The sequence below is a fragment of the Deltaproteobacteria bacterium genome (genome assembly GCA_016178705.1).
In the GTDB taxonomy this organism is placed as follows: domain Bacteria; phylum Desulfobacterota; class Binatia; order HRBIN30; family JACQVA1; genus JACOST01.
Map to the genome: position 1 here is coordinate 500320 of JACOST010000014.1, position 24210 is coordinate 524529.

Sequence of the window (24210 nt, forward strand, 5' to 3'; positions counted from 1 at the left end):
CGCGCGGTGAGGGCGAACGCGGGCCGCGCGGGATCGCTGCGGGCGGGACGCGGAATCATCGCAAATCTTGGCAAATCTTGGCAAATTGATGGATTGACAGTCTCGCACCCGTTCCATACAAGTTGCGCCTGCGGTTGGAGAAACCTGCCCCCACCTGAGCCCGAATGCGTTCGATTCGCACACTGTCCTGGCCGCGCCGGCCGCGCCGCATCGTTGCGTCACGATGGTTCCTCGCGCTGCTCGCATGCATCTGCGCCGCGGTGTTGGCCGGCGCCGCTCTCGCGGCTACTGTAGGTCAAGAGACCCTGATTGATGTGATCTTCGGCAGCCAGCCCGATCCCGGTGGATTGGACGCCAACGGCGATGGCGTCCTCACCGTCGCCGACGTTCTTCTGCTCCCGCGCGAAATTCCGCCGACACCCGCCGACACTCCGACCAGTACAGCGACGCGAACGATCACCTCGACCCCGTCGCCGACGGAAACCCCAACGCCGACACCGACCGTCACGCTCTCCCCGACACCATCACCGACGGCCACCGAAACGCCAACCGCGACCCCCGTGGGGTTGCTGTTCGACGGGACCGTGGCGGAGTTCGTGCCCCACGGGGTGGGCGATCAGCTCGTGTACAAGATCACTGATCCGGCGGGCAAGATGACCATCGAGACGACGATAGTAACCAGCTTGGATACCCTAGGTAATTTCGTGCTCGACGACCAGCAGCTCGATGGTCAGAAGGTCGTGAAACATGAAACGCAGTCCTACTCCGATGCGATCACGCAGCTATTCTTTGTGGGTGGGAGCGACGTACTGCGGGGGCTGAGTACGACATGCAATCCCCTCCTCTTGCGCCTGAGGATGCCCCTCATCGCTCAGGAGATGTTCTCCACGGTCAGCCGCTGTACCGTCCGGAGGGACAACACGCCGATCGGCTTCATCGATCGAACCGACACCTTTACTCCCATCGAGATCGTCGACTCCATCACCGTAGCGGCTGGCACCTATACGCAGGTCGTGCATCTCGGCGGCAGCACGAACCTCAATGGCGACATGGAGACCGACGAGATTTACTTCGCACCCGGCATCGGCGCCATCCTGCGGCTGGAGAAGCACGGCACCTTCACCACTAGACACGAATTGTCCGGCGGCACGATCGGCGGCGTGCCGGTGGCGCGGTGATCGAGCCGGTGTGCGCCCAATCCATCAGCACCTTGAGGAACCGAGGATGGCGCGCCGCCATCGCTCTCGCCGTGACAATCGGGTCGCTGGCGCTCGGCATCCGTTCCGTCGTCGCGGCGGCACCGACGCTGAACGGACACGTTGAGTACGACACCTTCGGTTACCCGGACTCCGCGACGCTCGGGCAGCGCTGGGAGAATTTGTTCGCCGCCACGGCGCGCGGCACCGGCCAATTCGGTTCCACCCTCACCTGGCAATTTGAAGGACGCGCGGTGGCCGACGATGCGGACTACACCGCGGGCGCTTATTCACTGCGCAATGCGACTCGCCGCCGCCCGTACCTTTCATTGATTACTGCTCTGCTCGACTATCGGCCGATGCCCGAGGTGCGCGTCAGCGTCGGCAAGCAGCTCGTCAACTGGAGCGTCTTCGACGAACTCGGGCCGGCGAACTTGATGACGCCGCATGACGAGTCGGACGCGTTCCATCGCGTCGAGCAAGGTGTCAACGGCATCTCCGTTCACTACAGCGTCGGCAGTGCGTTTGCCGAACTCGTCGTGGTCCCACTGGCCAGCACGCCATCGCGATTGCCGCAGGGACGGTGGAACATCATCCAAGGCAGCGACGTTGTCGAAGTGCAGAACCAGCCGCCGGTGCGGCTCAACGAAACCCAAGCGGGCGCGCGCGTCGGCACACACATCGGTTCGCTCGAAGCGAGCCTGATCGGCTACGTTGGGCGCGACACGGAAGCGATATTCGTTCCCGGCCCCCTGATCGTCATCATCGAAAACGGGGTGCCGACATTCAAAGCACAGATCATCGATACCTTTCCAACCATGCGCGCCGGCGGCGTGAGCGCATCCTATCCGTGGGGCGATCGGCTGCTGTTTCGGAGAGAGGCGGTGTACTTCAATAGCCCCGACCCGAATCGCGACGACTTCCTCCACAACGCCTGGGGGGTCGAGTACGCGCTCGACGACTGGCGTTTCGTGCTGAACTACTTGCGCGACGATCAGATCATCGCGGCCCGCGAAGAAGTCACCAACAAAGGCGAGCGCCGCTTCTTTCAAAGCTTCATATCCGGCGAAGCGCGCTACGACGCCGGAGGAAGATTTCGCGGACGCCTGCGCGGCGGCTACGATGCCAACGGCGAGTTTGCGTTGATGGAGCCCGAGGTTTCGTACCGGCTCTGGCAAACGCTGTGGGTGACGTTGCTCGGGCAGGTGACCGGCGTGGGCAAGGCGTCGTACACCAACAACAAGGATTCCTATTTCACCAGCATCCGACACGAGGATCGGCTCGGGACCCGGATCGAATATGACTTCTGATCGCGTCGCGCCGGGGCGTTGCGGCCAAGTGAGATATCGGCTCGTTCATGTCGTCTTCATCTGAGACGATCCTGCTGACTGGTGTCAGTGGTTTCTTGGGTCGTCACGTGCTCTGGAATCTGCTGCGGCGCACGGAGGTCGCGACAAAGATCTATTGCCTGCTGCGTCCCGAGAACGGCGTGCCGGTCGATCAGCGTCTGCAAACGCTCCTTACGCCGGAACGCGGACCACTGCCCGCCGACGCGCTTGAACGCTGCCATGCGGTTTCCGGCGACATCGTTGATGACAAATTGCTACTCGAACCGGCGATGCGCGACCGGCTTCTCGGCGAAGTCGACCGGATCATTCACTGTGCGGCTACGGTCAAGTTCGATACGCCGTTGTCCGAGGCGCGGCGCATCAACGTCGAGGGCACGCGCCACATGCTGCGCTTCGCCGAGGCGCTGCAGGCTCGCGGTCGCTTGCGCCGCGTCGATCACTTCAGCACCGCGTTCGTCGCGGGTACCACCGCCGGCCGCGCGTATGAGGACCGGCTCGATCGCACGCAGTTCAACAACACCTACGAACAAACGAAGTGGGAAGCCGAGCAGATCGTCCGCGAGGCGCAAGGTCGGTTGCCGATCACGATCTACCGGCCCAGCGTTGTCGTCGGTGACTCGAAGACCGGCTACACATCGAACTTCCGCGTCTTGTATTGGCCGCTGAAGATTCTGGCCAGTGGCCTGGTGGTCGTGGTACCCGCCGACCGGCAGGGGATCGTCGATGTCGTGCCGATCGACTATGTCGTAGAGGCGTTCGAAGCCCTCAGCAGAAGCGAGCAGTCGGTGGGAAAATGTTATCACCTCGCGGCCGGTCCTGAGCAGCACAGTTCGATCGGTGAGCTGTTGGAGATGGGCGCGGCGTTCTTTGGCGTCCGCCACCCGTGGATGATTCCGCCGCAGATCTCCTACCGCATCGCCCGGCCGCTGTTGTACACGATGTTTTGGGGCAAGCGGCGGGCGCTGCTACGGACCGGCGAGCAATACTTCCCGTATTTTTCGTACCGCGCGTCGTTCGATACCGCGGCGGCCGGGACCGACTTGGCCGCGACCGGCATCGCCGCGCCGTCGGTGAAGCACTACTTCGGCAACATCATGAAGTTCTGCGTGGACACGAATTGGGGACGAACGCCGAAGCCTCCGCACTCTTGCGCGCCCGGTGCGGCCGGTTGAAAGGCCCAGACGTGTCAGAAGAAATCGGTCACGCGCACTCGGTGAACCGGACAGTATCCGAACCGGCAATCGGCACCGCGTACAACGCGTCGAACGTGACCTTCCGGGTTCTTCGCGCCTTTGGGTGGGGTCCGTTGCTCAATCTCGGCTACTACCCGTTCGGCAAGCCGCTCACGCTGCTCAACTTCCTGGTGACGCCGCTGATCCTGACGCCGTTCTTTCGCCTGCCGGCCGCGCAGATGAACCTGGTCAAGAAGAGCGTTGCACTGCTGGATCTCCGCGGCGGTCGCCGCGTGCTCGATGTCGCCTGTGGCCGCGGAACCAGCTCGTACATGATGGCGAACGCGTCTCCGCACACGCACGTCACCGGCATCGACCTGCTGGCGGAAAACATGGCCGTCGCGCGTACCCTCTACGGCAATACGCCGAATCTGAGTTACCGCGAGGGCGACGCGATGAACCTCGACTTCCCCGAGCGGTCGTTCGATCGCGTCCTCTGCCTCGAGGCTGCGTTCCACTTCCCCGATCGCGCCCGCTTCCTGAGCCAGCTTAATCGGGTGGTGGATGCGGGAACACGCGTCGTGATCGTCGACTTCATGTGGAAGAACGACGAGGCGCGCCACCACTGCAGCGAGGCGACCCGCCGTTTGGTGGGCAGCACGTGGCAGTGGGACAATTTCGATTCGGTCCAAGCGTATCAGCACAATGCGCGGACGAATGGTTTCAACGTCGAAGCCTGTCTCGATTGGTCATCGCATGTCACGGCGCCGCTGCGCACGATCTTCAAGTGCGTCGCCGGACTCGCCCAGCGGACCTGGGGTCGCGCCCTGCTGCTGCAGCAGAATCCACTACTGCGCGCGCTCACCGACGAAGACTGGCGAGAGTTCGCCCGCTCGGCGCGCGCGCATTCGGATGTTCAGCGGCACTCGCAATACGTCGCGTTGGTGCTGAGCCGTTGAGTCGGTGCTCCGCGGCTTTGCTTTCGAACTGAGTGTCGTGACTCGTGTTCGTGATTCGTGCTCGTCAAGAGAGATCATCAAGTAGTCGCTTCGCGTCCTGCAAGTCGCTTGTATCGAAGCCTTCCGTGAACCAGGCGTAGAGCGGGGCGAGCAGCGCGCGGGCGGCGTCGCGTTTGCCCTGGCGCTGCCAGAGGCGCGCCAGGCTGGTGGCGGCGCGCAGCTCGAACGTCTTGGCCTCCTGCGCACGCGCGATATCGAGCGCGCGCTGGAAACACTGCTCCGCTTCCTGTTCCACCCCCTCTCCCTCTGGGAGAGGGCTGGGGTGAAGGCTCCTGCGCACCGCCGCCGCAACGGAGCCCTCATCCACCCCCTCTCCCAGGGGGCGAAGGAACCTATTCGCGATCGGTGTGATCTGCGCAATCAAAATCTCTCCCCGCAGCCGGTGGATCTCCGCATCAAAGAAAGTGCTGTCCCAGTTGCTCGGCGAGCGCGACCCCGAGTGCCAGCGCGCCCAAGGCCATCGCAGAATTTCGCCGCTGCCGGGTTCTCCCGCCCACACGCTGCGCAGCGCACAGCACCTTTCTGCCATTTTCTTCCGAACACCCTAACAGCGTAACATCCTAACAACCTGTCCCGCGCCGCATTCCGCGCAGAAGCGGCGCTCGGCGCGGTTGTCGTGATTGCATGACGGACAGTTCATCGCGGGCTCTCGCACGCGGTGACTACCGCACCCGGCGCGAACTTCGGAAGGAGCTGACTATGTACGGAGCCGACGCTAGACGCCGGCCACGGCGGCAAGGCTCGGCGTGCTCTCGCGCAGGATGCGCCCGTCTTGCAGTTCCACGATTCGATGCCCGTAACTGGCCGCCACCGAGCTGTGAGTGACCAGCACGATGCTCAGATGTTCTTCCTTGTTGAGGAAGCGCAAGAGATCGAGGATAGATTGGCCGGTGCGGGAGTCGAGATTGCCGGTGGGCTCGTCGGCCACCAGCAGGCGCGGCTTGGTCACCAGCGCCCGCGCGATGGCGACGCGTTGCTGTTCGCCGCCGGAGAGCTGGGCCGGGCGCCGCTTGCGGGTCCCGTTCTCCAAACCAACTTCCGCCAGCGTGGCGTCGGCTCGTTCGCGCGCTTCCCGCCAGTGGACGCCGAGGAATTCGAGCGGCCACGTGACGTTCTCTTCGGCGGTGAAGGTGGGAAACAGATTGAAACTCTGAAACACGAATCCAATGCGCTGCAAGCGCAAGTCGCTGCGCGCGTCGTCGGACAGTTTCGCCAACTCGTGGCCCGCCACCCAGACGCGACCGCTGGTCGGGGTATCGATCCCTGCGATCAGATTGAGCAGCGTGCTCTTGCCGCAGCCGCTCGGGCCAATGATGGAGAGAAACTCCTCAGGGGCCACCCGCAGGCTCACGTCGCTCAACGCCTCGACGGCTTGTGGACCGGTGCCGTAGCGTTTGCACACTCGTTCGAGCAGGATGGCGGAGGTCTGCGGCATGATGGTCACTCGTATCGCAGCGCCACCGCTGGCTCAAGCGCGGCGGCCCGGCGCGCCGGCGCCAACGCCGCGAGCACGCAGACGGCGACGGTGAGCAGTATGACCACGCCGGCCTGTTCATACGGCACATGGAGTTCGAGCACCCAGCCGAGCAGTGCCGGGAACGTGGCATCCACCCACAGGGTACCGAGCGCGAGCCCCGCGACGGCGGCGAGCGCCAGCCCGACAATCCCGAGCACGAGCCCTTCCATCAGCACCATGCGGCGGACGTAGCGTCGGCGCACGCCGACGACACGCACCGCGCCGATCTCGCGCGTGCGCTCGATCACACCCGCCGCCAGCGTATCCGCCATGCCGACGAGGACGACCGAGAGGACGAGCACAGCGAGGATGTACACGCCGGCAAACCCGCGGCGGACTTGCGACGCGAAGTACTCGACGATCTCCGCGGCCGACAGAATCCGCAGGTTGTACGTGCGGCCCAAGCGCTGTGCGATGGCCGCCCGCACCGCCGCCATGTCGGCCTTCGGGTCGGTGCGCACAAACGCCCGCGTGATCTTGCCGTCGCGCCACATCCGCTTGTACACATCGCGACTCATTTCGACGGTGCCGCGCGGCGACGCGAAGTGCGTGACCACTCCGACCACTTGCAGCGCCAGCGGACCGCTGGGGCTGTCGAGCGTGATCGTATCGCCGACTTGCACGTGCAAGTTGCGGGCGAAGTTGCTCGACACTACCGCGCCCTCTCCACGCGCCACGATCTGCCAGAGATCGGGCAGGCCGCGTCCCATCAGAGGCCACTGGCCGAACTCTGGACTCGTGAAGTAGGCCGGGTCGTAGGCGTCGATGGTGATCGGCCCACCGCCGAACTGCCAATCGGCGCCGCGTTCGCCGACGGCTTCGATGGTCCCGGCGATCTGCTTGAGCTCGCTGACGAGTTCATCCGAAACTGGTGCTTCGAGGAACCCCGATTCGATATGCGAGGAACTGACGACGAGGTCGGCGCGCATCGCCCCGCTGACGGCGTCGACCACCGAGGACTGGAAACTGTGCGCCACCATCCACAGCCAGAAGACGACCGCGAGCCCGACGCCGAGCATCGCTACCGTCAATGCGGCGCGACGCGGATTCTGCGTGATGTTCTTGATCGCCAGTTCGCCGGTCGGTCCTGCCAGCAACCGAAATCCGGTCAGCAATGGACGGCGAATGAGATCGAGGAGCGGTCGCGCCGCCAGCGACGTGCCCACCGCGATCAATCCGGTGGCGATCAGTCCCCAAATCGCGACGCCGGTGGCGGACTGCAGGAGGACGGTCACACCGATGGCGACGGCCACGGCCGCGCGGATGGCCCAGCGCGACGTCGCGCTGATCCCTTGTTGCTCGACGCCGCGCCCGCGCATCGTCTGCGCCATCCCGACTCGGGTCGCGCGCCACGCCGGCAGCGCCGCCGCCAACAACGCGGCGCCGAGCCCCAGCCCCGCGGCGAGTGCGAGCGATGCGGGCTGGACTATCAACTGTGCGTGGGGCGTGGCGAGCTTTGAGTTCAACGCCGCGGCGGTGGTGATCATGGGCAGGAGCATCACCGCCAATCCGATCCCTAACGGAATGCCGACGACCACGCCCGCCGCGCCCAGCAGCACGCTCTCCTTCAACAGCTCCTGCCACATCACGCGCGGCCGCACGCCAATCGCGCGCAGCACACCGAGTTGCCACGCTCGCCCTTCGAACAAGGTGGCCAGACTATTGAAGGCGATCAGAAACGATCCGACAAGACCCAACAAGCCCAACGCCCACAGCAGCACTTGGAAGGCGCGCATGACGGTTTGCAGATCGGCCTTGCGCTGACTCGGTCGTTCCACATGCAGTCCTTGCGGAAGCACGGCCGCAATCGCATCGGCCACGCGTTGCACGTCGCCATCGCGCTCGACCACAACGTCGACGCGATTGACGAATCCCGCGCGACCGAACATGTCTTGGGCGTTACCCAAATCCATCAGCAACAGATTGCCGCCGTATACGCGCGCCAGACCGTGGGGATCGAGCATGCCGCGCACGCTGACGTGGTGCTGGCCGCCGGGTGTGTCAATGTTGAACGAGTCGCCGAGCTTGATGCCGCGGCGATCGGCAAATGCGTGCGGGATGACGATGGCATCGGCGAGAAAGAGCTTCGGGTCATCGAGCCCGCGCTCCTCGTCGCTGAGCTCGTAGACCGCCGCAGCCTTCTTGTTGGCGATGTCCATCCCCTGCACGGTGAGCAGCTCGCCACTGCCGTCCGCCATGAACGCGGTGCTGCTGACGACCGGCACGACGAGTTCGACACCCGGAACCGCGGCGATGGTCTTGGCGACGTCTTCCGCGAACAGCGCGCCCTCACCTGCACTCACTTGCAAAGCGGCGCGTCCGGCCACGGTATCGATGATCTCGACGAACGCGCGCAAGGTCTCGCGGCCGGCCAAGTCGTCGGCCGTGACCTGCGCGACGCCACACGCAAGGGCGAGGACCGTCAGAGTCAGCCGTGCATAGCTGCCGCGCAAGAAACGACGCGGCATGCGAAAGAAACGCCCAAACACGCTCGCAGTCCTTTACAGGTTCGATTGTAGATTCGATCAGTCGGCGCCGGGATGTACCAAGTAGTCCTCGGTGAAGACCTGGGCCGGGATTTCGCTGCCAACACTCCGCTTGGTCACCAGCAACAGCGTGCACTCGTTGAGCTGCACGTCGCGCATCTCGGCCAAATCCGCGCGGCGGACGCCTGGGGCTACTTCATTGACCTCGGTGTTGCGCAACACTTTCCACAACTTTCCGGCGGCGTCGTAGAACTCCACTTTGAGCGGAAAGAGCCACTCCTTGTCGATCCAGACCTTCCGGCTGCCGTAGGCGCTCTCAGTGTCCGCCTTCGGTGTGGCAACAACCATGTCCGCGGTGCGACCGTCAACCGGCTCGGTGCCAACGGTCTTGTAGACGAACCGATCGGTCCGTTCGCCGGCCAACTCGCGCACGTCTTCGTAGAGCAGATCCGTGCCCGCCAGCCGTTGTTTGCTGCTGACCGGGACGCGCCGCACAGCGCGGTAGCCGGGCATGAACAGCCACATGTCGTCGGGAGTGTTGTCGGTCTGGCGCCAGACCAGAAAGCCGAGGCCGGCGTCATCGGCAGGCAGCGAGAACAGTAGATGGATCTTGTCGTGGTGGTCAGGGGCGTACAACACGTGCCGGACGGCGCGCTTGTGAATCACCCCGGCGCGGGCATCCCGAACCATGGCGTCGGTCTCGGCGCGCGAGAAACCGGCGGCCTGCGGCGCGCTGACGATGAGGATCTCGCTTTCCTCTCGCTCGGTCTTCACACTGCGATAACGCGCCCAGGTGTCGGTGACCAGCGCCAAGCCGTCCGACTCGGCGTGCACAACGGAGCTGGCGCACGACCAGACGGCGACGAATGCTAGCAGCAGATGGCGGAGACGGACCATGGGAATCAATCGGAAGAGCAACTAGGCGCAGCCACGTAGCAAAGGCCGTCGGCGAATACAAACAATGTGACGGTGAGAGAGCGGTCAATTTGAAGTCCCCACCTCGGGGCTCCGCACAAAAAATGGAGCGGCCTCCCCACTCGTCATTCCTGCGAACTTAGGGAATCCATGGTCACGCCCCACGCCCCGTCTCGATGCGGCTTTCGCCGGTATGACGGACCCATTGCTGCGGGCGTTTTGCAGAGCCGCGTGCGGGTGTTCTCTTTTCCCGACGTTTGTGAAAGCAAATTGCCATGAAGAACCTTCTGGTGGCCAACCGCGGCGAGATTGCGGTGCGCATCATGCACGCTGCGGCGGAGCTCGGTGTCCGTACGGTCGCGATTTTCTCGGAGGACGACGCACGCTCGCTGCACGCGCAGCGAGCCGACGAAGCGCGTCCGTTGAGCGGCGTCGGTGTCGCCGCCTATCTCGACGGTGAACAAATCCTTGCCATCGCCCAGCAGTGCGGCTGCGACGCGATCCACCCGGGGTATGGTTTTCTGAGTGAGAACGCCGCATTCGCGCGACGGGCGGCGTCGGTGGGAATCACGTTCGTCGGGCCGCGTCCGGAGACGCTGGAGATCTTCGGCGACAAGACGCAAGCGCGGGCGCTGGCCGAGCGCTGCGGAGTTCCCGTATTGCGCGGCACAGCGGGCGCGGTCACGCGCGACGAAGCGAAGCGGTTTCTCGCGTCGCTGGGCGCGGGGGGCGCGATGATGATCAAGGCGGTCGCCGGTGGCGGCGGCCGTGGCATGCGGGTGGTGCGAAGCGGCGAAGAAGTCGACAATGCATACACCCGCTGCCAATCGGAAGCGCGCCAGGCATTCGGCAACGGCGATGTCTACGTCGAGCGGTTCATGCCGAGTACGCGCCACATTGAGGTGCAGATTGTCGGCGATGGTTCCGGCACGATCAGCCACTTGGGCGAACGCGACTGCAGCATTCAGCGGCGGCACCAAAAGCTCGTCGAAATCGCGCCGTGCCCGAGCCTGTCGCTCGATTTGCGCGCACGCCTCACCGCCGACGCCGTGCGCATGGCCGCATCGGTGAGTTACCTCAACGCCGGCACGTTCGAGTTCCTCGTCGATGCCGGCGCGCCGGACACCTCGGCATACGCCTTCATCGAGGCCAACCCGCGATTGCAGGTCGAACACACAGTGACCGAAGAAGTATTCGGCCTCGACCTCGTTCGCATGCAGTTGCAGATCGCCGCCGGCCAGTCGCTTGTCGAACTCGGTCTCCGCCAATCGGACATTCCCGCGCCGCGCGGCTTCGCGGTGCAAGTGCGCATCAACACCGAGACGTTCACGACCGACGGCGTCTCGCGGCCGGCGAGCGGGACGTTGGTGGAGTTCGAGTTGCCGTCGGGTCACGGCGTCCGCACCGACACCTGCGGCTACGTTGGCTATCAAACCAATCCCAACTTCGACTCGCTGCTCGCTAAGTTGATCGGGCACTCGACCTCGCCGCACTTTGCCGACACCGTTACGCGCACTGCCCGCGCGCTCGGTGAGCTGCGTATCGAGGGCGTCCGTACCAACATCTCATTCTTGCAACGGCTGCTGGCGCACCCTGACTTCGTCGCCAACCGCATTCATACGCGATTCGTCGAAGACCAGATCGCCGAACTGGCGGCGAGCGAGGAAGATGGAGGGCGCCGCTCCATCGGCGCCGCACTCACCGGTGCCAAAGTCGACGCAAACGATCCACTCGCGGTTCTCGCATACGGAAAGACTCCAGGTTCAGCGAGTGGCGCCACATCATCAGGTCCCCTCTCCCGGAGGGGAGAGGCCTGCCCTGAGCCGGGTCGAAGGGGACAGGGTGAGGGTGATCTCAGAAAATACGACACGACGGGCCTCGATGACTGCGTGGGAATCCACGCCCCGATGCAGGGCACCATTGTGAGTCTCGAGATCCGCGAAGGCGATGCGGTGCAGCGAGGGCAGGCGCTCCTCATCATGAATGCGATGAAGATGGAGCACGTCGTTCAGGCACCGGCGAGCGGCGTGGTGCGGCGGCTCACCGTCGCGGCAGGCGACACGGTGCCGGAGGGACATCCGTTGGTGTTCATCGAAGCGCGCGAACTCGAAATGGACTCGTCCGTCGTCGAGGGCGCCATCGATCTCGATCACATTCGTCCCGATCTTGCCGAAGTGCGGCAGCGCCATGCGATCACGCTCGACGGAGCGCGCGCCGATGCGGTCGCCCGCCGGCGCAAGACCGGCCAGCGCACGGCGCGCGAGAACATCACTGACCTCTGTGATCCCGAGACGTTCGTCGAGTACGGCGCCTTGCAAGTTGCGGCGCAGCGGCAACGGCGGTCGCTCGAAGATCTAATCGAGCGCACGCCGGCGGATGGACTGGTCGCCGGCGTCGGCCGCGTGAACGGCGATCTCTTCGATGAGGCCAAGACGCAGTGCGCCGTGCTGTCGTACGACTACACCGTGCTGGCCGGCACGCAGGGTTTTCAGAACCACCGCAAGAAGGACCGGATGTTCGAGCTCGCCGAGCGCTTGCGCATTCCGGTGGTGTTCTTCACCGAGGGCGGTGGCGGGCGACCCGGCGACACCGATGCACCCGGCGTGGCGGGCCTCGATTGCATGGCCTTTCATCTCTTCGGAAGACTCAGCGGTCTGGTGCCGCTCGTCGGCATCAATTCGGGCCGATGCTTCGCTGGCAACGCGGCGCTGCTCGGCTGTTGCGACGTGGTGATCGCGACCGCGAACTCCAACATCGGCATGGGCGGCCCGGCGATGATCGAAGGCGGTGGCCTCGGCGTGTTTCGTCCCGATGAAATCGGCCCGATGTCAGTGCAAGTGCCCAACGGTGTCGTCGACATCGCGGTGAAGGACGAAGCGGAGGCAGTGCGTGTGGCGAAGCAGTATCTCTCCTACTTCCAAGGATCGCTGAAGCAATCGGAGTGCGCCGATCAGCGACTTCTCCGCGGCGTCATTCCGGAAAATCGCCTGCGCATCTACGATGTGCGGCAGGTGATCGAGACGCTGGCGGACACCGGCTCGATGCTGGAACTGCGCCCGCACTTCGGTCTCGGCATGATCACCGCGTTGATTCGGATCGAGGGCCGGCCGGTGGGCGTGATCGCGAACAATCCGAAGCACCTCTCCGGCGCGATCGACAGTCCTGGTGCGGACAAAGCCGCGCGTTTCATGCAGCTCTGCGATGCGTTCGACATTCCGATTCTGTCCTTGTGCGACACGCCCGGCATCATGGTTGGCCCCGAGGTCGAGAAGACCGCGCTGGTGCGGCACGCCTGTCGAATGTTCGTGACCGGAGCGAGCGTCAGCGTGCCGTTCTGCACGATCATCCTGCGCAAAGGGTATGGCCTCGGCGCGCAAGCGATGGCCGGTGGCAGCTTCAAAGCACCGCTCTTCACCGTGGCATGGCCCACCGGCGAGTTCGGCGGCATGGGCCTCGAAGGCGCAGTGAAGTTGGGTTTCCGCAAAGAGCTCGCCGCGGTCGAAGATCCCGAAGAGCGCAAGCAACTCTTCGATCACATGGTCGCCCGCGCCTACGAACACGGCAAAGGGCTGAACATGGCCACGCACTTCGAGATCGACGATGTGATCGATCCGGCGGAGTCGCGGCGGTGGGTGACGAACGCCCTGCGCTCAGCACCTGCGCGAGAGCGATGGACGCGGAAGAAACGTCCTTGCGTTGACACATGGTGACAAGTGCCGCGCGTCGCTGTGTGGAAGTTTAGAAGTCACGCCCTTGGGTCCGATCACTTGACAACGTTCTCTGGACTCGGAGATAGAAGCACCTCCATCTGGGAGGTCTTCCAGGATGTCGAGCCTTGAGCGCCGATTGGCGCGCTTTGTACGGATTGCTGCTCCGCTGGCGGGTGTTGGCATCCTTGTCCTGACCCTTCCATACCTTTCGAGCCCTCGAGAATCGCTCCTGCCCAGCGGTTTTCATCTTCCGGGGATGGCGCTCGAGTTTGCGGAGACTAGCCATGATGTCGGCGTCGCCCTGAGCCCGGCCAGACAGCCGATCGGCAGAGCACGCATCTCCTTGATCCTGGACACGTACTTCGTCATCCCACTCTACGTCTCATTGCTTGTCGCGCTAGGGTTCGTGGCAGGAAGCACTACCACTCGGTGGAGCCGGGTTCTGAGTGTCCTCATCCTCGGGGCTTCAGTCGGCGCCGGTGCCTTTGACTGGTTGGAGAACCAGCACATCAAGATGGTCTTCACCGCCTTGGACTCCGGGACGTTCAATGAGACGGTGCTAGCAGGGCTCAGTCTCGCCGCGTCATGCAAGTGGTTTCTGATCGGCATCGCGCTGGTTCTTATCGCGGGGCGTCTCTTCGTGGTTAGCGGCTCCGCAATTGTCGCCGCAGCATTTGCGTTGGCTGGATTGCTACTCGCCGGTGGCGCGCTTGCATCTCGCCCCCTCGTTGAGTGGGGCTTCGTAGGAATGGGCGTTGCGCTTCTGCTGGCGCTCACAGGCGTTCACCGGCCACCCGCTGACGCGTCGTCCGCCGACAACGCGCTAGCCCCGGAACGTGCGACCGCGGCGAAAGAGCAGAAGGGTTGGCTGGCTCTCGTGTCCAGCGTCGGCGAGGCGATCTTCAACGTTGCGCGGGCCGCGACGGCGCTGATCATCTTCGTCATCCTCTGTTGGTTCGTCGGGGTAGAAGCCCGCAGGCCCGTTGTCTTGATCGAGCCACTCGCCGTTCCCGAAGATCTCGAGAAGCTGGGTTATTCCGGCGAAGTCCTGGCACGTTGGCTGGCCGAGCGGGTGCAGGAGATCAACCGTAAGGCCAGTACCCCTATGCGAAGGCGCGAATTTGTCCTCCATGAAGACGATGGGACGGCAAGCGTACCGATTCCGGGGATCGGTACAACCGTGCAGTCGGTCTTGTCACCGCTTCGGAGTCTGTTCGGTACGCCGCAGGATCGTGTAACCGGAGACATCGTCGTTACGGAGAAGAAGGGAGAGGTAGTGAAGGTCCGCCTTCAAATGCACGTCCGTGGCAAGCCACGCGTGACCGTCGACGGTGATGCGAAGGAGTTACCGAAACTCTTCGAGGAGGCGGGCGAGGTGGTGGTCCGCCGGATGCAGCCGTACGTACTGGCTTCGTACCTCTGCCCCGAGGGGGGTTCCGACGAGTGCCAACAGATCCTCGACGAGGCGCTCAATGCCGGAGACGCGGAGGAGCAGGTTCGTGCACTTAGTCTGCGAGGACTCATCTTTGCCTATCAGGGGCAGCCAAGCAAAGCCACCGAGTTATATCAACACGCGACCGAGCTCGATCCGACATTCGCATTTCCCTGGTATGGGCGGGGCAACGACCTTTTCGATCTACGGCGAGACGAAGAAGCGATTGCGAAGTACCAGCACGCTATCGAGCTCGACCCGAAATTCGCACCTCCCTGGACTGGGTGGGGCAACGCCCTGTTACATCTACAGCGAGACGAAGAAGCGATTGCGAAGTACCAGCACGCCATTGAGCTCGACCCGAAGGACGCAATTCCCTGGAGCAACTGGGGCATCGCCCTCGTACATCTGCAGCGAGACGACGAAGCGATCCCGAAGTCCGAGCACGCCGCCGAGCTCGATCCGAAATTGCCAAATCCCTGGTTTTGGTGGGGCGAGGCGCTGGTAGATCTCCACCGAGACAAAGAAGCGAGTGCGAAGTATCAGCACGCCACCGAGCTCGATCCGAAATTCGCCCCGGCGTGGCACGCTCAGGTTCGCGTCCTCGAAAGGCTTGGCCGCCGGGAGAAAGCCGAACACGTGCGAGCCCGCGCCGCGGAGTCAGGTGTGCAAGTCCCGACCGACTCAGAGTGACGACGAGAGTCGCGGGGGGTTCTGAGCCTTTGCGATCGGCACCGCCGCAGCGACGCGAACGCGCAAGAAGCGCCCGGGACATTCACAGTCCTTGGCTGGCTCCATACTGGCCAGCGACGAGGGTATCCTGCAGCCGTCAGAGCCTCGTGGTCGCTACTCCTCGCCGACTCCGCGAACTCCGTGGCTGGATACAGTCTTTAGTCACACCGCTACGACTAACCGACGCCACGCTGCCGCTGGAGCATTCTATTGAGAAAACGAGTATCCCAACTCTAGCGCAAGCCAAGGCTTGTTGTTGTACTGAAAGCCCTGGTTACTGCCAACGCTGTCGAACCCAAGTACCGCACCTGCCTGGAACCCCCCTTTGACTTCAAGCATACACGCCCCGCCATAGCCGAATCCGGCAATCTGTTGCGTTGACGTGGAGGTCATCATCGTAGCCGGATCTGTTGTGGTTTTCGCGACCGAGATGTTGGATATCCCGCCGAAAACCGCCAGCGTCGTCGCCAAGCCATAGTTCTCAGCATCAAACCGATACCCCAAGTAGGGTCCTAGCGTGGCCGAACCAGTCAACTGATGCGCGCCGGTCAATTGGAACTTGAATGGAACCACTAAGGTGCCGTATGCGAAGCCATACCTATTCGGTAGCTTCTTTGCGACCTCTGAAAGCTGAATTTGAATGGTAGATCCAGTCGGCAAGTCGTTTTGGGGGTTCGGCGCGCCGTTGGGATGAGTGGCGTCGGGAGGAAGATCCTTCTCATCGCAGAGGACATTGCAGTCGTGCGGAATTGGTTTGCACGGGATGCCGAGCCACCACGTACCGTCGGTATTGCCGGGTTCGCAAGCCATGAAGCCCAAAGTGGGACTACAGGAGGTGACGACGAAGTACACTGTTGAATCCTGTTTTCCGACACCTCGGAGGGTAGTACCCGCCTTTAGGCAACGGGACGTAAGGACCCCGTCTCCCTTTGCGTCTACCTTAACTTGCATTTGGACAGGGAACGTCACCCTATCGCCCTGAAAGTTGTCTTGCGAATTGCCAATGATGACTGCGGGCACGGGGCCTGTAGCAGTAGGCGTGACGCTAGGCGTGAGAGTGGGCGTGAGGGTAGGCGTGGGGGTTGCAGCCGCAGCGTGAGGTGGAACTCCCATCCAGCTCGCGGCTAGAACAGCACAGATCAAGAGCCGGTTGTGCACCAATCGAGTTGCCTTCCAGTTCTGCATAGCCTTGTTCTCCCTTCCGTCCCAAGTGCATCCGCTCCTCGCCTCGGAAATCGGTCTTGTTGATGACCTTTCGATCTTCGAGGTTCGCCAGCGGCCCGACGTCGCGCGCGGCCCATCCTGGCGGGGCAGGAACGAAACCGCCGTCACTTTGCAACGCAGATCCCCCACGTGCATTTGCGCCGCAGCTTGGACCACTCGTCCGGAGCCGTCATCACCCAAATGGGTGAGGCTTCGGCGGAAAAACTTACGGTCGCTCTTTGCTGACTCTAGGAGCCGTAAGTGTCGGGGCCGTCAGCAGCAGGCGAACCAGTTCTGCTTGGCGCTTCGTTCCTGTCTTGCCGAAGATCGCCTTGAGCTGGGTGCGCGCGGTGTTGACGCCGACGCCGAGGCGATCGAGACCCTCGGCGAGGCTGTGCCCCTGCGCCAAAACGACCGCCAGCCGCGCCTCCGCTGGCGTGAGACCAAACCACTGGCGCAGCATGCCGACATCGATAGCGGGAGAATGTTCCGGGTCACTGACGAACACGGCCGCGACGGCGTGACCGTTCGGTGGGGACCCCAGAGAGGTGAGCGGCGTCACCAAGGCTGTGAGCGGCCAGCGGCGCGATGGCCGCTCAAGCCGCAGGCCGACGCCGGCCGCACATCCATTGGTGGGCTCGCTGTGCACGGATTCCCCGATGAGTCGGTGGAGCGCCGCCGTGTCCGTTGGGCGCACTCCTCGGAGCACGCCGTGCTGAATCAAGAGGCCGTCGCCCTGCGCAACGATCTCGGCGGCGCGCTGGTTCATGCGCACGACGCGTCCTCGCTCGTCGACGAGGATCACCGCGTGACCCAACCGATGCAGTAAATCGTCCACCACTCCGTCATCCGGCGCGCGCCCCAGTCTTGGCAGCGCGTCTCGGTCCTTGGCGTCATGAATTTTCAAGGGAGCCCTTCGCTCGAAATGCTTCGGTTGTGCGTGTTACTCCAGTCGCACCTAACCACCCGAGCCGTTGTGAAGTGCGGCCGTCTGTAGGCGCCGCTGAATCTGGCTGACTTCGCTTTCCTGCGATCCGCGCTGGTCCAGTGCCATTCGAATCCCTCCGGGCTTCGATCGCCTCACCGTCCGCATGTACGACTGCATCAGAAACGCGTGGACTCCCAAATCACATGCGACTTCAGCGCGTCAAGATCTTAAGACCCCCGGGGCGCCGCGCTGCGTAGCCGCTTCGCGGGTTCCTGCGTCTCAGCGTCCCGCAAACACCGCCGGGCGCTTCTCGAGGAATGACGCGATGCCTTCCTGAAGGTCGTGCGAGCGAAACAGCAACAGCAGCTGCATCAACACGTGGTGGGAGCCGACCGGGCGGGGCAGATACCAGGTCCCGCCGCTCTCCGGGATGATACCGCGCTTGGCGAATCCTGAGATCAGTTTTGCGCCACTGCTGATGAGTCGGATGTCGCAACCAAGGCGAGGTCGAGTGGGCGCCGGTCGCTGATCGCATATGGTCTCCACGGAGGCGATATGGCATGGGCTTCATCATGCCGGAGCGTTTGCTCTACCGGGCGAAACAAGTCTGTGACGCGGCGATTCTGTTCTTGTCGCACGATTCGACGCGTCACCGCACGCTGGCAAAATTGCTCACCGCCGTGAGCGCGCAGTTGCTACCGTTCGTCACCGATCGCCATTTGCGCCGCATCGACCCGCTCATCGCCGGCCGATACTATCGCGCGCTCCAACTCGTGGACACGGTCCTGACCGCGCACGACATCGCCTACTGGATGGAAGGGGGTACACTGCTCGGCGCCGTGCGTCATGCCGGATTGATTCCGTGGGACGATGACGCCGACGTCCAGTTTTTCCAGCGGGACGTGCAGCGGTTGCTCGCGCTTGGCAGCGTGTTCGATGCCTACGGGTACACGTTGATCGAGTCGAGCGCCGGCGGTTACAAGTTGTTCCCCAATAGCGGCATCGCGATCGCCGGACGCCACTGGCGCTATCCCTTTGTCGACCTGTTCGCGATGGCCACCGAGGCGGAGACGGAATTCATTCACTACGTCGATCGCAGCCTGCGGCAAAAGTGGGCGGCCGGCTACTTTCTTCAGGGCGAGTTGTTGCCGTTGGTCCGCCGGCCTTTCGGGCCGCTGCAACTTCCGGCGCCGAGAGAATGTAGATCCTATCTGAAACGCCTGTTCGGGAATGATTGGAACGACGTGGCTTACGTCGACTGGGATCATCGTCGCGAGGTTCGGATTCGACCCGTTCGAGTCCGGCTGGTCGATCGATCGCCGGCGGCGTACGTACTTCCGGGTCCCCAACCGTAACCTTCTTGCCCCTCGCCGGTTGTATAGGTTGTGGAGATGGCCCGTCGTGCGTCCGTTGTGAAGGATGTCGGAAGCGAAACCGCCGAGCGGTTGCTGATCGAGGCGGCGCAGCGCGATCCCGGTTGCTTCGCCGAGCTGTACGAACTCCACTTTGAACGGGTGTACGCGTTTGTCGTGCGCCGAGTCCGCGACCGCGATGAAGCGCAGGACCTCACCGCCGACGTCTTTCACCAAGCGCTGGCGAATCTGGCGCGCTTCGAATGGCGCGGCGTGCCGTTCGCCGCATGGCTCTTCCGGATCGCCGCGAACGCGATTGCCGATCATTTTGCGCGTGCGCAACGTGCTGCCAGGGAGCGCGAGCTGCCCCGTCTCGATGATCCTGAGCCGATCAGCCTGGAGGACATCGAGCACCGTGCGCGGCTCTTCCGCCTGGTCGACGGGCTGCCATCGGATCAGCGCCGCGTCATCGTCATGCGGTTCGCCGAGCAGAAAACGATCCGCGAGATTGCCGCCGACCTCGGGCGCACCGAGGGTGCAGTCAAGCAGCTGCAATTTCGTGGGCTGCAGAATCTGCGGACCAAGTTGGGCGATGGGTGAGAAGTTGGGTGATACGAATGGCTAAACGGAGCTTGTCCGAACAACTCGATGACGCGGTGACGGCGACTATGGCCAACCAAAGCGATACATCGCTCGCCGCGGTGACTCCGCGAATCGCGTCGCTGCTGCGCATCGCGGGCGAGCTGCACGATCTCCCCCGCGAGACGTTCAAGGCGCGTCTCAAGGCGGAGCTGCTGTCGACGGTGCACGGCACGGGCGAAGGTGCCGCGGCGGTGCCGAGTTACGGCAAACCTTTGGTGACCGAGGACGACATCTACGCCCGGCTAGAAGAACTGGCCGCCGCACCAAAGTTCGTGGCGCATGATGTCGCTGCCGCACTAAGCGATCTGCCCGAGATGACGATGCGGTTTCTGGCGCAGTTGAACCAGTGCACGATCGGCGTGTCGCGCGGCTCGACGCCCTCGCATTGGGAGCGTCATCCCGGCGGCGACGAACTCCTATACTTTCTCGCCGGCGAGGCCGACGTGGTCACACTGGCCGACGGCGGGCCGATTCATTCGACCGTGCGCGCCGGCTCGGTTTTCATCTGTCCTCAGGGCTTGTGGCACCAGTTGCGCCCGCGCTCGCCGGTGTCGATGCTCTTCGCGACGCCGGGGGAAGGCACACAGGCTTCCGCGGCAGAAGACCCACGGCTCGAACCTGGGGGCAAGGGCCGCGTTCGGGCGCCGCGGCAAAGCGCCGGAAGGGGCCGACGCGCGAAAGATCCAACGTTGGTCGCTCACGACGTCGACGGTGCGCTGAGCGATCTACCCGAGCGAGCGTGGCGAGAGCTCGCGTCGTTGAACCAGTGTGTCGTCGGTCTGTTTCGCTTCTCGGGACAATCGCCGTGGGAACGCCATCCCGGCGGCGACGAGTTGCTCCACGCGCTCGACGGCGAGGTTGATGTCACTGTCCTGACCAACGATGGGCCGGTTCACACTTCCGTGCGTGCAGGTTCCGTCTTCGTTTGCCCCAAGGGTCTGTGGCACCGGCAGAACGCGCCGCGCGGTGTGACGCATCTCTACGCCACACCGCGGCAGGGAAATGAGCATTCGTGGGCACAAGACCCACGACATGAAAGCTGAGAGACCGAACGCAACGGATGAAGGCACAGAGGCAACGACGGGCTGCGCGACCGCGCAATACCTCGGGACCTATGACTGACGATCCGTTACCCAGGCTCAGAAGGATCTGTCTCGCCCTTCCGGAATCGACCGAGAAGGAAGCGTGGGGAGATCCCACGTTCAGAGTGCGTGACAAGATCTTCGCGATGATGAAGTACGGTGACGGACGGATCTCGATGTGGTGCAAAGCCCCGCCAGGTGTGCAGAGCATTCTTGTCGGAGCCGACCCGAAGCGATTCTTCGTGCCGCCCTACGTCGGCCATAAGGGGTGGATCGGCGTGCGCCTCGACATCACGATCGACTGGGACGAAGTTGCCACGCATGCGCAGGAGAGCTACCGGATGACCGCTCCGAGGCGACGCCGTGCGCGGCTCGACCACACGCAACCAACGACGAGAACCGGAGCGGACTCGGCGCGAACGCAGACGAAAGGGAAAATACGATGACTGGTGATCTCGGCTACTTCACAATCCCGGTTACCGACGTGGCGCGCGGCAAGCGCTTCTACGGCGGATTGTTCGGCTGGCAGTTCGCGCCGGATGCGGACGACCGCTACGCCCATATCAGCAACACCACGCCGCCGGGCGGGCTGAATGCCGCCGCAGCAACGAGTCCGCAAGTGTGGTTCAAGGTGACCGACATTCAGGCGGCGGTTGCGCGCGTGCGCGAACTCGGCGGCCATGCCGATGATCCACAGGAGAGCCCGAGTGGGTGGAGCGCGGCCTGCGGAGACGATCAGGGCACGCACTTCAATCTCTGGCAGCCGGCACCGGGGTACTGATGCCGTGTCGATCAAGGAGCTGACAGGTCTCGCACAAGCCCGTTACCCCAAAGCGAAAATAGATGGAAACCGCCGATGGACGCCGATACACGCCGATCAAAGCTATCCGCAAGAACCGGAGAGATCCGCAAACGTCATCGCAATGCATTTGGTGATCAGGCGATGAATCGCGCTGAAGTCCGGGTCGGCGTTCATCGGCGTGCATCGGCGGTTTCCATTCTTTCTTCGGATTGAGGTTAGGAGCCAGCATGAGCGATTTCAAAGCGACCGTCTCTGCAGAAGCCAGACTCCGTGAGTTGGGCATCGAGCTGCCATCGATCCCGCCACCAGCGGGAACCTTCGTGCACGCGGTCCGAACCGGTGATCTTCTGTTTCTCACCGGTCATCCACCCATTCGCGCCGACGGTTCAGTGATACTTGGGAGGCTCGGTCAGGATCTCGACGCGGACGCCGGCTACGAAGCGGCGCGAGTTGCTGGCCTCGGGATGTTAGCCACGCTGCGGCACGAGTTGGGTAGCTTGGACAAGGTTCGGCGCATCGTGAAGGTCAACGGTGTTGTGAACGCGACACCGGATTTCCTCGAACACACCAAGACCATCAATGGCGCCTCTGATCTGCTGGTGCAAGTCTTCGGCGATGCCGGACAGCACGCACGCCTCGCGGTTGGTTACTCCTCACTGCCGTGGAATATCTGTCTCGAAGTCGAACTCATCGCAGAGGTCGGTGATTGATTCGTTCCGGATTCGCCTACGCCATCGATCGCGCCGGCCGCCTCGAGCTGAGAAGTGATAGGACGCCTCTTCGAGGCACCGCTCGGCAACTGCCTGCTTTTTTCCTTGACGAGCAACCCTCGGTCCGTCGATACTGTCTGGAGCCATTAGCTTTCTACGAAAGGGAGGGGTTATGAGATTGCGATCGATCGTTCTATCGACGCTGATCGCCGTGGCAACGGCAACAGTGGCCCGTGCCGAAGGCTTCGGCTTTCGTGACGCGAGCACCGGCCTGTGGACGGACATCGCTGCGAAGGGCGATCTATTTCCAGGCGGAAGTTTTTTCGCGGGCAAGACCTTCGCGGCCATTGGCACCAAGGCGAAGGCTTCGATTGCGGGATACGCAGGCCTCTCGGGTTGCGGTCCAGCTAGAAGTCTGGTCGCGTTCGCCGCCAAGGCCGTAACGGCCGCGCCGCCCAACACGGGCATCTTCATGTACGACTCGCTCACCGGCACGATCACCGATGTCGCGATCGAGAGTCTCTTCAATCCCGTCACCGGCGGCACTTGGGACAAGTTCGACACCACGAAGGCCAACCCGGCGATCACCATCGACGACGGTGGCCCGGGCAGTTGCTACATCCATATCTATTTTCGGTACAAGGCCCTCGGAGGACCGCCGGCGACTTCGGACACCGGGATCTTTGACATGGTGTTGGGATCACTGCCGGGCATCGCGCCGGTCGGTGGGGCCATCCGGGCGCAAGAGGGGATCGGCGGCGGCATGACCGCGCCGCCGTCACCGTTCCCGGCCGGCGCGAAGTTCAAAGAATTCGACGCCAAGACGACCATCTCGGCCTACTCCGCCGCCACCGCGTTGGGCATCTCCATCATCGCGTTTCCGGGCGTCGTGGCTACCGACTCGAGCCTCGTACCTCCGGTCACGACATCGAACGATACCGGGATATTCGTCACCTCGTCGCTCTTGGCTTCCAGAACTGCCGTGCGCGAAGGCGACGCTACCTGTGGTGCCCCACCATGGCCCGGCGCCGGCGCTACCTATGCAAACTTCCCTGTCGATACCCGACTCAGTATCGGCGCGGGCGTGACTCCACCGGGATACACCGCTTCGCTCTACAGCTACCTGGTTTTTCCCGCCAAGTCGGGCGCCGTATCAGCTACGGATACCGCACTGGTTGTACAGGCATCATCGCTCTCGTTGGCGGCAGCCTGTGGTAACAACTCGTCCCCGCCCGGGCCTCCTATCCCCCCCCCATATCCCGCTCCGTTTGTCGCCGCAGCGGAATCCGGCGTCACGCCGGTCGGTGGGACATATGGTGGTTTTGGTGCGAACACCACTCAAGTCGCGGCGCACGGCAGTTGTGGCGCTGCGTTCGAAGCGCCGGTCGTGGGCCTGTTCGCAAGCCCGGCCAAGTCGGTGATCGTCGGCGGTACGGGCGCTTGTCCGACCACCGCGATCGCGACGCAGAAGTTGCCCAGCGGCACGCTGATCGCTGCGGCGATTGTGTCGAGCTTGCCCTCCGACATGAGTCCGGCCGTCAATCCCACTACCTTCGACGTCGTGTACAACGCCAAACCAAAGGACTTCGGTGCTGGTCTGTTCAAATCGGTTGGACTCGCGCCGGGGCCGCTGGTGACGTTCTTGGGCAGCAACCCGCAAGTCGACAAGAACGGCAACATGGCAGCACGCTTCCCGTAAACCGCTACGCACGGTCTTCGCAACGAAGGGGGCGGGCGCGAGTTCCACTCCCTTTGGTTTTGCACAAGGGAGCGGCCTCCCCATTCGCCATTCCGGCGAAAGCCGGAATCCAGAATCGCGCCTCACACTCCGCCTGGATACCGGCCTTCGCCGGTATGACAGGCCCACTGTTGCGGGCCCTTTGTGCAAGGCACCGCGCCACCGTACCCTTTTGGCCGCTTCGTCGGTTATGGTTGATGAGCGACTGATCGAGATGGTCCGGTGA

At 63.4% G+C, this 24210-nt stretch carries 19 protein-coding genes; 13 read left to right on the forward strand and 6 right to left on the reverse strand.

Annotated features, from left to right (window positions below; all coding sequences use genetic code 11):
* Positions 1 to 164 precede the first annotated feature (164 nt).
* From HYR72_10320 to HYR72_10335, 4 genes are all read left to right on the forward strand, one after another.
* Positions 165 to 1178: a hypothetical protein gene (locus HYR72_10320; protein MBI1815362.1), complete on the forward strand. Its 1014-nt coding sequence runs from the start codon at positions 165 to 167 to the stop codon at positions 1176 to 1178.
* A gap of 71 nt (positions 1179 to 1249) precedes the next feature.
* Positions 1250 to 2506 (forward strand): hypothetical protein, encoded by a 1257-nt coding sequence (locus HYR72_10325; protein ID MBI1815363.1) that lies wholly within the window; start codon positions 1250 to 1252, stop codon positions 2504 to 2506.
* Between the two features lie 47 nt (positions 2507 to 2553).
* Positions 2554 to 3717, forward strand: a complete 1164-nt coding sequence (locus tag HYR72_10330) for an SDR family oxidoreductase (protein ID MBI1815364.1) — start codon at positions 2554 to 2556, stop codon at positions 3715 to 3717.
* A gap of 11 nt (positions 3718 to 3728) precedes the next feature.
* A complete protein-coding gene (locus HYR72_10335) occupies positions 3729 to 4676 on the forward strand; it encodes a class I SAM-dependent methyltransferase (GenBank protein ID MBI1815365.1) in 948 nt (315 codons plus the stop codon).
* Between the two features lie 64 nt (positions 4677 to 4740).
* Here the strand turns inward: HYR72_10335 and HYR72_10340 are convergent, their stop codons facing one another.
* The 4 genes from HYR72_10340 to HYR72_10355 all read right to left on the reverse strand — a co-directional run bounded on the left by HYR72_10340 (position 4741) and on the right by HYR72_10355 (position 9635).
* Positions 4741 to 4971 carry a hypothetical protein gene (locus tag HYR72_10340; GenBank protein MBI1815366.1) on the reverse strand — a complete coding sequence of 77 codons (231 nt, stop codon included), beginning with the start codon at positions 4969 to 4971 and terminating at the stop codon, positions 4741 to 4743.
* A 480-nt stretch (positions 4972 to 5451) separates the two neighbouring features.
* Positions 5452 to 6171: an ABC transporter ATP-binding protein gene (locus HYR72_10345; GenBank protein ID MBI1815367.1), complete on the reverse strand. Its 720-nt coding sequence runs from the start codon at positions 6169 to 6171 to the stop codon at positions 5452 to 5454.
* A 5-nt stretch (positions 6172 to 6176) separates the two neighbouring features.
* Positions 6177 to 8741 (reverse strand): ABC transporter permease, encoded by a 2565-nt coding sequence (locus tag HYR72_10350; protein MBI1815368.1) that lies wholly within the window; start codon positions 8739 to 8741, stop codon positions 6177 to 6179.
* A gap of 36 nt (positions 8742 to 8777) precedes the next feature.
* Positions 8778 to 9635, reverse strand: a complete 858-nt coding sequence (locus HYR72_10355; protein MBI1815369.1) for an outer membrane lipoprotein-sorting protein — start codon at positions 9633 to 9635, stop codon at positions 8778 to 8780.
* Positions 9636 to 9928: 293 nt separating this feature from the next.
* On the opposite strand from HYR72_10355, the gene HYR72_10360 reads away from it, so the two are divergent.
* On the forward strand, positions 9929 to 13363 hold the full coding sequence (locus tag HYR72_10360) for a carbamoyl-phosphate synthase large subunit (protein ID MBI1815370.1): 3435 nt from the start codon (positions 9929 to 9931) through the stop codon (positions 13361 to 13363).
* Between the two features lie 988 nt (positions 13364 to 14351).
* Positions 14352 to 15488 (forward strand): tetratricopeptide repeat protein, encoded by a 1137-nt coding sequence (locus HYR72_10365; GenBank protein ID MBI1815371.1) that lies wholly within the window; start codon positions 14352 to 14354, stop codon positions 15486 to 15488.
* A gap of 246 nt (positions 15489 to 15734) precedes the next feature.
* Here HYR72_10365 and HYR72_10370 read toward each other — a convergent pair whose 3' ends face one another.
* Complete coding sequence (locus HYR72_10370; protein ID MBI1815372.1) at positions 15735 to 16379, reverse strand: hypothetical protein; 645 nt, start codon at positions 16377 to 16379, stop codon at positions 15735 to 15737.
* A 577-nt stretch (positions 16380 to 16956) separates the two neighbouring features.
* Complete coding sequence (locus tag HYR72_10375) at positions 16957 to 17568, reverse strand: helix-turn-helix transcriptional regulator (GenBank protein MBI1815373.1); 612 nt, start codon at positions 17566 to 17568, stop codon at positions 16957 to 16959.
* A gap of 650 nt (positions 17569 to 18218) precedes the next feature.
* Here HYR72_10375 and HYR72_10380 point away from each other — a divergent pair.
* The 7 genes from HYR72_10380 to HYR72_10410 all read left to right on the forward strand — a co-directional run bounded on the left by HYR72_10380 (position 18219) and on the right by HYR72_10410 (position 23945).
* Positions 18219 to 19013 (forward strand): LicD family protein, encoded by a 795-nt coding sequence (locus HYR72_10380; GenBank protein ID MBI1815374.1) that lies wholly within the window; start codon positions 18219 to 18221, stop codon positions 19011 to 19013.
* Positions 19014 to 19049: 36 nt separating this feature from the next.
* Positions 19050 to 19610, forward strand: coding sequence for a sigma-70 family RNA polymerase sigma factor (locus tag HYR72_10385; GenBank protein MBI1815375.1), 561 nt, complete (start codon positions 19050 to 19052; stop codon positions 19608 to 19610).
* Between the two features lie 17 nt (positions 19611 to 19627).
* Positions 19628 to 20695, forward strand: a complete 1068-nt coding sequence (locus HYR72_10390; protein MBI1815376.1) for a cupin domain-containing protein — start codon at positions 19628 to 19630, stop codon at positions 20693 to 20695.
* A 71-nt stretch (positions 20696 to 20766) separates the two neighbouring features.
* The gene (locus HYR72_10395; GenBank protein MBI1815377.1) at positions 20767 to 21180 is read left to right on the forward strand and encodes an MmcQ/YjbR family DNA-binding protein; all 414 of its coding nucleotides are present in this window, start codon (positions 20767 to 20769) and stop codon (positions 21178 to 21180) included.
* Positions 21177 to 21515 (forward strand): VOC family protein, encoded by a 339-nt coding sequence (locus tag HYR72_10400; protein ID MBI1815378.1) that lies wholly within the window; start codon positions 21177 to 21179, stop codon positions 21513 to 21515. The genes HYR72_10395 and HYR72_10400 overlap by 4 nt, the downstream gene beginning before the upstream one ends.
* A gap of 248 nt (positions 21516 to 21763) precedes the next feature.
* Positions 21764 to 22246 carry a RidA family protein gene (locus HYR72_10405; protein MBI1815379.1) on the forward strand — a complete coding sequence of 161 codons (483 nt, stop codon included), beginning with the start codon at positions 21764 to 21766 and terminating at the stop codon, positions 22244 to 22246.
* Positions 22247 to 22418: 172 nt separating this feature from the next.
* Positions 22419 to 23945 (forward strand): hypothetical protein, encoded by a 1527-nt coding sequence (locus HYR72_10410; protein ID MBI1815380.1) that lies wholly within the window; start codon positions 22419 to 22421, stop codon positions 23943 to 23945.
* Positions 23946 to 24210: the final 265 nt, after the last annotated feature.

Excerpts from the sequence above, each read along its gene's own strand:
- HYR72_10355 (MBI1815369.1), bottom strand. The coding sequence starts at position 9,635 with ATGGTCCGTCTCCGCCATCTGCTGCTAGCATTCGTCGCCGTCTGGTCG.
- HYR72_10320 (MBI1815362.1), top strand. The coding sequence starts at position 165 with ATGCGTTCGATTCGCACACTGTCCTGGCCGCGCCGGCCGCGCCGCATC.
- HYR72_10345 (MBI1815367.1), bottom strand. The coding sequence starts at position 6,171 with ATGCCGCAGACCTCCGCCATCCTGCTCGAACGAGTGTGCAAACGCTAC.
- HYR72_10330 (MBI1815364.1), top strand. The coding sequence starts at position 2,554 with ATGTCGTCTTCATCTGAGACGATCCTGCTGACTGGTGTCAGTGGTTTC.
- HYR72_10390 (MBI1815376.1), top strand. The coding sequence starts at position 19,628 with ATGGCTAAACGGAGCTTGTCCGAACAACTCGATGACGCGGTGACGGCG.
- HYR72_10380 (MBI1815374.1), top strand. The coding sequence starts at position 18,219 with ATGGGCTTCATCATGCCGGAGCGTTTGCTCTACCGGGCGAAACAAGTC.
- HYR72_10385 (MBI1815375.1), top strand. The coding sequence starts at position 19,050 with ATGGCCCGTCGTGCGTCCGTTGTGAAGGATGTCGGAAGCGAAACCGCC.
- HYR72_10400 (MBI1815378.1), top strand. The coding sequence starts at position 21,177 with ATGACTGGTGATCTCGGCTACTTCACAATCCCGGTTACCGACGTGGCG.
- HYR72_10405 (MBI1815379.1), top strand. The coding sequence starts at position 21,764 with ATGAGCGATTTCAAAGCGACCGTCTCTGCAGAAGCCAGACTCCGTGAG.
- HYR72_10395 (MBI1815377.1), top strand. The coding sequence starts at position 20,767 with ATGACTGACGATCCGTTACCCAGGCTCAGAAGGATCTGTCTCGCCCTT.
- HYR72_10410 (MBI1815380.1), top strand. The coding sequence starts at position 22,419 with ATGAGATTGCGATCGATCGTTCTATCGACGCTGATCGCCGTGGCAACG.
- HYR72_10360 (MBI1815370.1), top strand. The coding sequence starts at position 9,929 with ATGAAGAACCTTCTGGTGGCCAACCGCGGCGAGATTGCGGTGCGCATC.